This is a genomic window from Saccharicrinis carchari (assembly GCF_900182605.1).
Classification (GTDB): domain Bacteria; phylum Bacteroidota; class Bacteroidia; order Bacteroidales; family Marinilabiliaceae; genus Saccharicrinis; species Saccharicrinis carchari.
This window is the reverse complement of record NZ_FXTB01000012.1, coordinates 79,489-87,974: the sequence shown is the minus strand read 5'-3', so window position 1 is coordinate 87,974 and position 8,486 is coordinate 79,489. Positions and strand designations below refer to the sequence as shown.

General features: G+C 39.9%; 8 protein-coding genes. All 8 read left to right on the top strand.

Annotated features, from left to right (window positions below):
- Positions 1–1,160: 1,160 nt before the first annotated feature.
- The 8 genes from FN809_RS16425 to FN809_RS16390 all read left to right on the top strand — a co-directional run bounded on the left by FN809_RS16425 (position 1,161) and on the right by FN809_RS16390 (position 8,479).
- On the top strand, positions 1,161–1,406 hold the full coding sequence (locus FN809_RS16425; RefSeq protein ID WP_142534621.1) for a hypothetical protein: 246 nt from the start codon (positions 1,161–1,163) through the stop codon (positions 1,404–1,406).
- A 253-nt stretch (positions 1,407–1,659) separates the two neighbouring features.
- Positions 1,660–4,065: a TraG family conjugative transposon ATPase gene (locus FN809_RS16420; protein ID WP_142534620.1), complete on the top strand. Its 2,406-nt coding sequence runs from the start codon at positions 1,660–1,662 to the stop codon at positions 4,063–4,065.
- Between the two features lie 2 nt (positions 4,066–4,067).
- On the top strand, positions 4,068–4,685 hold the full coding sequence (locus FN809_RS16415; protein ID WP_142534619.1) for a hypothetical protein: 618 nt from the start codon (positions 4,068–4,070) through the stop codon (positions 4,683–4,685).
- 1 nt (position 4,686) lies between these two features.
- Positions 4,687–5,523, top strand: coding sequence for a hypothetical protein (locus tag FN809_RS16410; protein WP_142534618.1), 837 nt, complete (start codon positions 4,687–4,689; stop codon positions 5,521–5,523).
- Positions 5,523–6,137 (top strand): hypothetical protein, encoded by a 615-nt coding sequence (locus tag FN809_RS16405; protein ID WP_142534617.1) that lies wholly within the window; start codon positions 5,523–5,525, stop codon positions 6,135–6,137. The genes FN809_RS16410 and FN809_RS16405 overlap by 1 nt, the downstream gene beginning before the upstream one ends.
- A complete protein-coding gene (gene traM / locus FN809_RS16400; RefSeq protein WP_142534616.1) occupies positions 6,130–7,080 on the top strand; it encodes a conjugative transposon protein TraM in 951 nt (316 codons plus the stop codon). Before FN809_RS16405 ends, traM begins: the two co-directional genes overlap by 8 nt.
- Positions 7,081–7,129: 49 nt before the next feature.
- Entirely contained in the window at positions 7,130–7,948 is an 819-nt protein-coding gene (locus FN809_RS16395) for a DUF4138 domain-containing protein (RefSeq protein ID WP_142534615.1), read from the top strand.
- Positions 7,949–8,005: 57 nt separating this feature from the next.
- Positions 8,006–8,479, top strand: a complete 474-nt coding sequence (locus FN809_RS16390) for a hypothetical protein (protein WP_142534614.1) — start codon at positions 8,006–8,008, stop codon at positions 8,477–8,479.
- Positions 8,480–8,486: the final 7 nt, after the last annotated feature.

Here is an 8,486-nt window from a genome sequence, read left to right as displayed (position 1 = left end):
CATTGTCTCTAAAACAATTTTAATAACTGAGGAGCAGAAAATGTTAGCAAAATTGTTTAACTTCTAATTTGGGTGTCCCAGTGTCGAACTCAGGAGCGCCACATCCCTTATCTTAAATGACGGATTTACAGTTGAGACAATTTCACAGCACTTGTTTTACTTCATTTCCTTAAATTACGAGGCTTTCAACTGTATCCGTGTCATTTTAGGAATTGAAATGCTATTTTTAAATGACGGATTTACAGTTCCTCAGTTTGTTGTGCTGATGGTTCACCTTACAACACTATAAATCCACTAGTTCAACTGCATTCATGTCATTTTAAAGCTCTACGTTATATCTTAAATGACGGATTTACAGTTTGTGTTAGTTACTAAGCTATTATATCCTGCAATAGCAAAGGACTTGGCAGTAAACTTGTTATTTAAAAATAATAATCTCTTTACTTAAATGACAGATTTACAGTTGTTGGTTACTTCTATACTAATTTGTTCAACTTAACACCTCAAAACCAGGTATACAACTGCATTCGTGTCATTTTTGGGTGCGTATACTCTCTTAAATGACGGATTTACAGTTGGAAGAATATCTATGTACTGGTTAACTTCTGCCAACCCAATAAATACTACGATGCAAACTGTATTCTTGTCATTTAAGAGAATTATGAACTACCTTAAATGACGGATTTACAGTTTGCATACAGGTTAAATACCTATTACTCTTCATATCAGGTGAATCCGCATGTACAACTGCATTCATGTCATTTAGAAGAATGCTTTTATATTAAATGACGGATTTGCAGTTTAGACGTACGGTGCAAAACGATAAAATCCTATCCGAACATTAGGAATTTAAAAAATTGAAGCCAAATGATTCACGGTTATCATCAGAAAAAAAACTATGACAATAAACTAGATACGATGTCTTTTAAACCGACAAATAGTTTGGAAGATCAATCTATTTATAACTTCTATAAAACAAATATGATTTAAAGTTGCTGAAAAATAAAATAAAAAAAGTTAAATATGAAATTCATTCATTACTGTTTTTTTATTATATTTGCTTTACCCCATATAAATATAATTTTACTTCTGAACCATTTCATATAATCTCTACATAAATGAAAAATAAATTCTTAGCTTTCACCGTATTATTAAGTGCAATGTCCTTAACAACAAAGGCTAATCTAAAGGATGCACTGGAACCTGTTTTGGATGATTGGATTGAACCCGCTTACCCCGTAATCGTCGGAATCGTATTTATAGTGGGGGTTATTGTTAATCTTGGAAAATTTACGAACGAAGACACCAGAGATATTAAAAAGGGTATCATTAACATCGTAATTTTTCTTATCGTAGTATTGGCTGTTGGTGGTATATACACGGTTATCAGGAACACCACGCTTTGATGAAATCTTTTAAGATCTACAAGATAAACGCCAAGCCGATAGTCTTTGGCCTTGATCTTTCTCTCTTTTACATCTTTATAACGGCTATAGTAATTTGTGTTTTTGTTTTAATATCCAAGGTAACACTTACCAAGCTGCTCCTATTGTCGCTTGTTGTTATAGCCACCTATATCGTTTTAAAGATATTGTCGGATAAGAACATCGTTCTTTCCATGCTAAAGGATAAGTTGCCTAAGAAGATTAGAAATGCCTTATGACCGTTTACATTGAGCAGACGCCCCCCTTACTGGCTGTTGAGAACAATACAGCTTATTCCTGTAATGGTAATGTGATTTATTGCTACAAACTGGAATTAAAAGAGGCCTACTCCTGTTCTGAGGCACACTATGATGAAATCCACACCATCTGGCATACTGCATTAAAATTGCTCGTACCTGGCACCATAATCCACAAACAAGACATTTTTTTACGGGGCAAATACGATTCTTCTGTTCTTCCCACCGATAATTATTTACAAAAGGCTACGGCCAGGCATTTTAATTGTCGTGAAAAAACAGAGCATTTCTCCTATCTCTTTTTCATGTACCCCGACTCCGAGCTGTTGAATGCGGAACATATCAAAAATCCGTTCAAAAAAATGCTGTCGCTAAAAGAGCTAAAGAAGGAAAATGAAAAGAAAGAAATATTTTATAGTGAAGTAAGGAAATGTACAGAGTTCATCAACAGTTCGCGCCTTCTATCCCTTAGCGAACTTGGAAAGGAAGAAATAGAATACCTGAGTTTTGCCTACTTTAACGGTTTCTACCATGATCGTATCACCGAATGTTCCTTCAACAGCAAGGAGTCGCGGGTAGGGGACAAGCTCATAGGTATTTTCTCCGTCAACAACCTCAAGCAGTTCCAGTGCGAGAACCTCAAAAACTGCGTAAAAGACGATAAGATGTCATCTGACAGCTACACCTACTTCAAGGGTTTCTCCGAAGACCTCTCGTTCGGGATACCATGCGACCATATATACAACCAGGTAATTTTTATTAAAGACCATATCAAGGAAAGGAATATTCTGGCCAATACGCAAAAAGACCTTTACGGGGCCAGGAAGTTCAGCAAAGAAAACGAAGTCAATTCGATCAAGCTGGGAAAATATCTCGATACGCTTTATGACGATGATTCCGCACGTTTGGTATATGCGCACAACAATGTAATTTTTCTGGCCAGGGACAAGCAAGAATACGAACAGACAGAAGAGCAGATATCGGGAATATTTAAACGAATGGACATCGTTCCTTTTTATCCCACCAGAGACAACAAAACAAATCTGTTCGTCAACTCATTTTTCGGATTCACCTCCGCATTGGACATCAACTCGATCTATGGGCCCATAGACCTAAACCAACCCCTGTGCCTTTTCAACAACATTACCAACTACAAAGAAGATGTAAGAGGCATCATATTGAACGAGCGTCTGTTTAACACGCCCATTAAGATAGACATCTGGGACAGCGAAAAAAAATACATGAACGCACGCAATTTCTTTATACTGGCACCGACGGGGGAGGGCAAATCGGTATTGGCCCAACATATATTCAGGTTGTTCTATGAGGAGAATAAAATACTTGTGATCGTAGACCTGGGCGGCAGCTACCGGAAACTTTCCGCACTTTACCCGGACGCTGCATACATCCGGTACGAAGAGGGGAGGAGCCTGGGCATAAACCCCTTTGCCGTGAACGGAGTAACGGATCTGACCACCGGCAAGATAGAGGTGCTGACGAACTATGTTTTCAAACATTATATTTACGAACGCCTCCCCAGTGCCGAAGAGGCGGTATCCATGCGAAAGATCATACGCTGTTATTACAACACAGTAGAAAGCAACTACTCATTTCCGGGTTTTGTAGAGTTCGTGGATCGTTATAAAAACAATCTGTTGAGCAGCTTGGAGATCAAGGACGAATTCTTTAGTATAGACCGGTTTCTGCACAACTGCAAAGAGTATATAGACGACGGGGTTTATGCCCATTTGTACAATTCGGACAAAGAAATAGAAGACCTCACGAACAAAAGGTTGATTGTGTTTGAACTGGATGAACTAAAGGACAATGAAAAGTTATTGACCATCATGCTACACCTGATATCCGACACCGTACAGAACAAAATATGGAAGGATAAATCGACGAAAGGGGTCGTATTCTTCGACGAGTTCGCTAAGATGCTAAAGTTCCCCTCCGTCCTCAGCTCGGTAGAATATTATTCACAGGCCATCAGAAAACAGGAAGGAGCCCTGGGGCTTGTGTTGCAGACACCCAACCAGTTGCCTGACACACCAGGGGCAAAATCCATTATTGAGAATACCCAAGTACTGTACGTATTGAATAACGAAAAAGGGTATAAGCCTATCATTGATCGCTTTAACCTGACGGAGCACGACAAAAATCAGCTGATGAGCATACGCAACAATTATAACGGACAGATACGTTATTCGGAATTTATGCTCAAAAGAGGTTCGCATTCGCACATATATAGGTTGGAGCTGCCCAAGGAGGTCTTTTATGCCTATCAGACCGACGGTGCGGATTACGAAAGCATCATGAACTTGTACACAGAAACAGGGAACATGGCAACAGCTATAAACGAGTACATCAACCAACAGCAATAGTTATGAAACGTTTTTTGTTAACCTTGACACTGATAACTTTTACGTTTATAATAACGGGACAGTTACCGGTGACGGATGCCACCCTGGCAGGCCTTATGATCGAACAATCAACAATGCGAACGGAGGCTAACGTTACCATTGGGAAGCAATTGATAGAAGCTTCGGAACAGACAAAACGGCTAAGCGATACCTATCGACTGATGAAAGAAGCCAACGACAAATTGAAAGAAGTTTCGACATTCATCGCCAAATTCTCTTCCATAGCTAATATACTCAACAACCAAAAGTACCAGTATAACAGGATAAAAAAGGCCGTAGAGCGCTTTTCGGACAGCAAATATGTAACGGTAAACGAACTTCGCGTATTGCAGCGGTGCTCCACCAGATTCCTGAAAAACACCAATGAGTTAATCGGCCTGGCAAACGATGTAGTTACACCACACAAATCAGAGATGAACGATGCAGAACGCATTTCCCTCTTGATTAAAATCAACGAAAAGATGGATTCGGAATCCAGTGCGATAGATTATACCATCCGGAATTTAGAAGAAATCGAAGACCAAAGAGCCGCCATGGCGGGCGCCGAAAATGTAATGAAAAAGGTATTTGTAGGAAAGTGACATGCTGAATTTACAAGACATTACAAACATATATAACGAGATGTTCGAGATAAGCTTTGTCGGGACTTTTGTCGTCACGGCCAAGGTTATAGGCGCCTTGCTCATCATCATATCCATTTATTCCAGACTGTTTAAAAACTTCGGCCGCTTTGAGCAGCTTCTTGTAAAGGAAAAAGACGAATCGTCCTTGCCTTATATCTTAATCCGCGGTTTGGTATTGATCGTCATTATCAGTTTGTCCACAGAAATATTTACGTTGACGGACAGCGTGTTCTCGGCCATCGAAAAGGAATTTGTCGAACAGCACACAGAGAGCTTTGACATGATGGAATTTATAAAAGATCCATATGCAGAGAAACAAGAAGAGATAATAAGTTTTAGCATAACTAGCTTGCTCTCCGTTATCATTACCAAGATTCAGGCCGTATTGAGCGGCAAATGGATTATTAGTGGAATAATGGGCATGCTGATGTATATGTTGGACGGTATCATTTACGGTCTGTTTTTATGCGAACGTTTTTTTGTTCTCGGCATGTTAAAGCTGCTGTCTCCGTTAATCATCGCTTTTTCCATTTTTGAGAAGTTCAGGGATAAATTCTATGAGTTGATCAAGGTGTTTCTGAGATGGTACCTGGTCATTATCCCCTTCTTTGCGGTAAATATCTTTTGCGGCATGATAGTCAGAAACATGCCCGATGCAATGACAAGTATGGCTGGCGAGACGGGAGGGGAGTTGCTGTTCAATTCTGCACGGGCAATGTTTTATCTGTTCTTGATCATCTTAAAATTCAAACTATACAAAAGATCCAGGATATTGTTACAAGAAATTATAAAATAATGAAGCCCGAAAACAACATATACAAAGCATTGCGAAGAAACAGAGCCATAACCATAGGTGCCGTTACGACAGCCTGTGTTACTATCGTTTCTGCCTTTGTATTTGCGTTCAGTGTTTATACCTATCAGATGAACCATGCCCTTACTATAGATCAAAGTGGTGACTTATTGCCCCTAAAATACATCGACATCAACGAAAGTTATAAAATAGAAGCAGCACACCACGTAGAGATGTTCCACCGGTATTTTTACCGTTACGATAAATCCTCATTTAACACACAGATAGACAAGGCGCTTTGGTTGGCCGACGAAACGGCCGAGAACATATATCTACTGTTACAAAACGAGAAATGGTTCGAGCGGGTGGTACAGTTCAATATTATACAGGACATAGAAATAAAGCCGGGCAACATATTGATAGAAGGCGAAAAAATACCATTCACGTTCAGGGCCAGCAGTATTGTACGGATCGGTCAATTTGGAAAAGTCAACCGCTATCAGTTAGAAACCAGCGGCGTGGTAACCAAGGTACACCGGAACTATCCGCTAAACCCGCACGGTTTATTGATCACCGAATTTAAGGAAATCGAAAAATTGGAGGTGAAAGATGACTAAAGACAATAAAGTAAAGCTGATCGTGGCTTCGGTTATCCTATTTGTGGTGATGCTGATGTCGGTGTATATCGTGTCGGTATATGGAGGAAATGGAAATACAGGCAAGGACAGCGAGCAGGTTTCATTTGCTGCCCCGGAACTGGAAAAAAAGGAGTATGAATATAACCGGCGCATAGACCTGGTCAATGCAAAAGCTGACCAGTCCGGGATAGGGGCGGAAGGTGCAAGCGAAAAAGAATCAGCTATCGAAATACAGGAAATGGAAGTCAACCCGTTTTTGGCCCAAACGAATAAAGCTGCGAAAAAACCAAACGCGGAAAGCAATCCTGCAGACAACATTGGGACATACAGCAAAACATCGATAACAAATAAGGCAGGCCACACGAGCAAACAAGTGGGGAAAGAGAAAAACCTATCCGCTCAGGAACCGATCGAGCAGAGACCTGTCAAAAGAAGAAAAGAACGGTACCTGGATTCTTCCGGAAATAAAGGGACAGCAACAAAGATTATTTCTTTGTCGATACCGTGCAAGATATATGGAGCGCACAAGGTGACCAACAACTCGAAGATAAAAGCGAGGATTACCGAAGATGTGGTCATCGACAATATAAAAATAAAGCGGAACACCATCGTGACCGGTATAGCCCAACTGACCAGCACAAAAGTGAATATACGTTTCGAGACCATTCAATATCAAAACAAGACGATACCCGCAAATATGCGGGCCTATAGTAGGGACGGGCTGGAAGGGATTTACATAGAGGGGGGCATCCAGGACGATGTAAAGAAGGATGCTTACGATGAAATCATCGATGCCACCAGTACCAGTACGGTCGATCATATTCCGGTGGTAGGTGGTATCATCAAATCAGCCACAAAAAAACAGAACAACAAAGTTTACGTGAGCATACCCAACGATTACACCATATATCTAAAAAAATAACTGGCATAACTGCCCCGTCTTTGCGGGGGCCGGTACAAATAATAATAGAATGAAGAATATAAGCCTATTCATCTTTTGGTTCGCTGCCCTTGGACTGTATGGCCAAGCATTGAGAACCATACCTATTTCGGACGTAAAGACCACTATCATGTACTTTCCGGAAGATGTAAAAGATGTAGATGTGGGTTTCCCTGATGATTTTGACAAGACTTATATGGGAAAACTGGTAAAAATAACAGCCCTGGGTACTTTTAATTATATCACGAACCTAAGCGTCACCACTTCTTCGGGCATCTATGGATTCGACATCACGTACAAAGAAGATCCAGAGAAAAAGTATTACACAATCGCCCCGGACAACAAGGCCATCACTTTCAGCGAGCCACTAACGGAGTCCAAAGAAAGAAAAGAGGAAATAAAAGACAAACCGGACATCATCAACACCATTTTGTCCATCGACCAGGACGCCTACCTGGAGTACCGACAGCAACAACTCGTGTATTTTGTGTTGAACGCGGCCTATGTAAAAGATGAAAAGATATATTTCCATTTGTCCATAGACAACCGTTCGGCCATCGACTACGATATCGATTATATATCCGTAAAAAATAAATCGACCAGAAAAAACACCAAAAGGATGGCCAAGGAACAGTACGACATCCCTTATACATCTCACGCCTTATTCCAAAAGGTAAAGGTAAAAGAAAAGAAATCTTTTGTCATCGAAATAGAAAAACTCACGCTACAAGAAAAGACAAAGATAGAAATCGGAATCCATGAGCTGGATGGGAGCCGGGACGGCATATTCAGTTACACCCAAAAGGACTTTAAGAAGATAAAGTTGTTAGAAGACAAGGTGAATTTATAAGTGCAAGGTTTGTGCTTACAAAGTATTTTTAGTGTTAACCAATTAAAACTCAATAAAATGAAAAACGTACAGAGAACAACAATTGCATTGATTCTATTAATTTTTGCATTTGCCAGCTGCGAAAAAGATGAAAATAATTCTGTCAATATTATTGATAAGGATTTACCAACAAGCATAGTCGGTAGGTACTGGGGTGTTAGCCCAAATGAGGTGTCAGTAGGAGATGTGTTTACGACCATATACATAGGTGATATACATGGTAGGTATAGTGAATATGGTATCACTGTAAGCTACTTCAAAAAATACGATTCAGAGACAGCTCCCATACTTTTCATTGATGAGATCAAGTATGAGTCGTATCATGCATACGAAAAGGAAAACAAAATATATTTTGAAGACAGGGCATCAAAACAAGTTATCCTCATAATGGAACAAGTGAATTTTTCTGTTGAAAGTGGATCATCTTTAATTGAATACGGATATAACGAACAAAAAATTAAACAGAAGCATTATTCAGCTTCTTTTGACTAATTGTCAC

Coding starts and splice junctions, on each gene's coding strand:
- FN809_RS16415 (WP_142534619.1), top strand. CDS start 4,068: ATGAAACGTTTTTTGTTAACCTTGACACTGATAACTTTTACGTTTATA.
- traM (WP_142534616.1), top strand. CDS start 6,130: ATGACTAAAGACAATAAAGTAAAGCTGATCGTGGCTTCGGTTATCCTA.
- FN809_RS16420 (WP_142534620.1), top strand. CDS start 1,660: ATGACCGTTTACATTGAGCAGACGCCCCCCTTACTGGCTGTTGAGAAC.
- FN809_RS16395 (WP_142534615.1), top strand. CDS start 7,130: ATGAAGAATATAAGCCTATTCATCTTTTGGTTCGCTGCCCTTGGACTG.
- FN809_RS16405 (WP_142534617.1), top strand. CDS start 5,523: ATGAAGCCCGAAAACAACATATACAAAGCATTGCGAAGAAACAGAGCC.
- FN809_RS16410 (WP_142534618.1), top strand. CDS start 4,687: ATGCTGAATTTACAAGACATTACAAACATATATAACGAGATGTTCGAG.
- FN809_RS16390 (WP_142534614.1), top strand. CDS start 8,006: ATGAAAAACGTACAGAGAACAACAATTGCATTGATTCTATTAATTTTT.
- FN809_RS16425 (WP_142534621.1), top strand. CDS start 1,161: ATGTCCTTAACAACAAAGGCTAATCTAAAGGATGCACTGGAACCTGTT.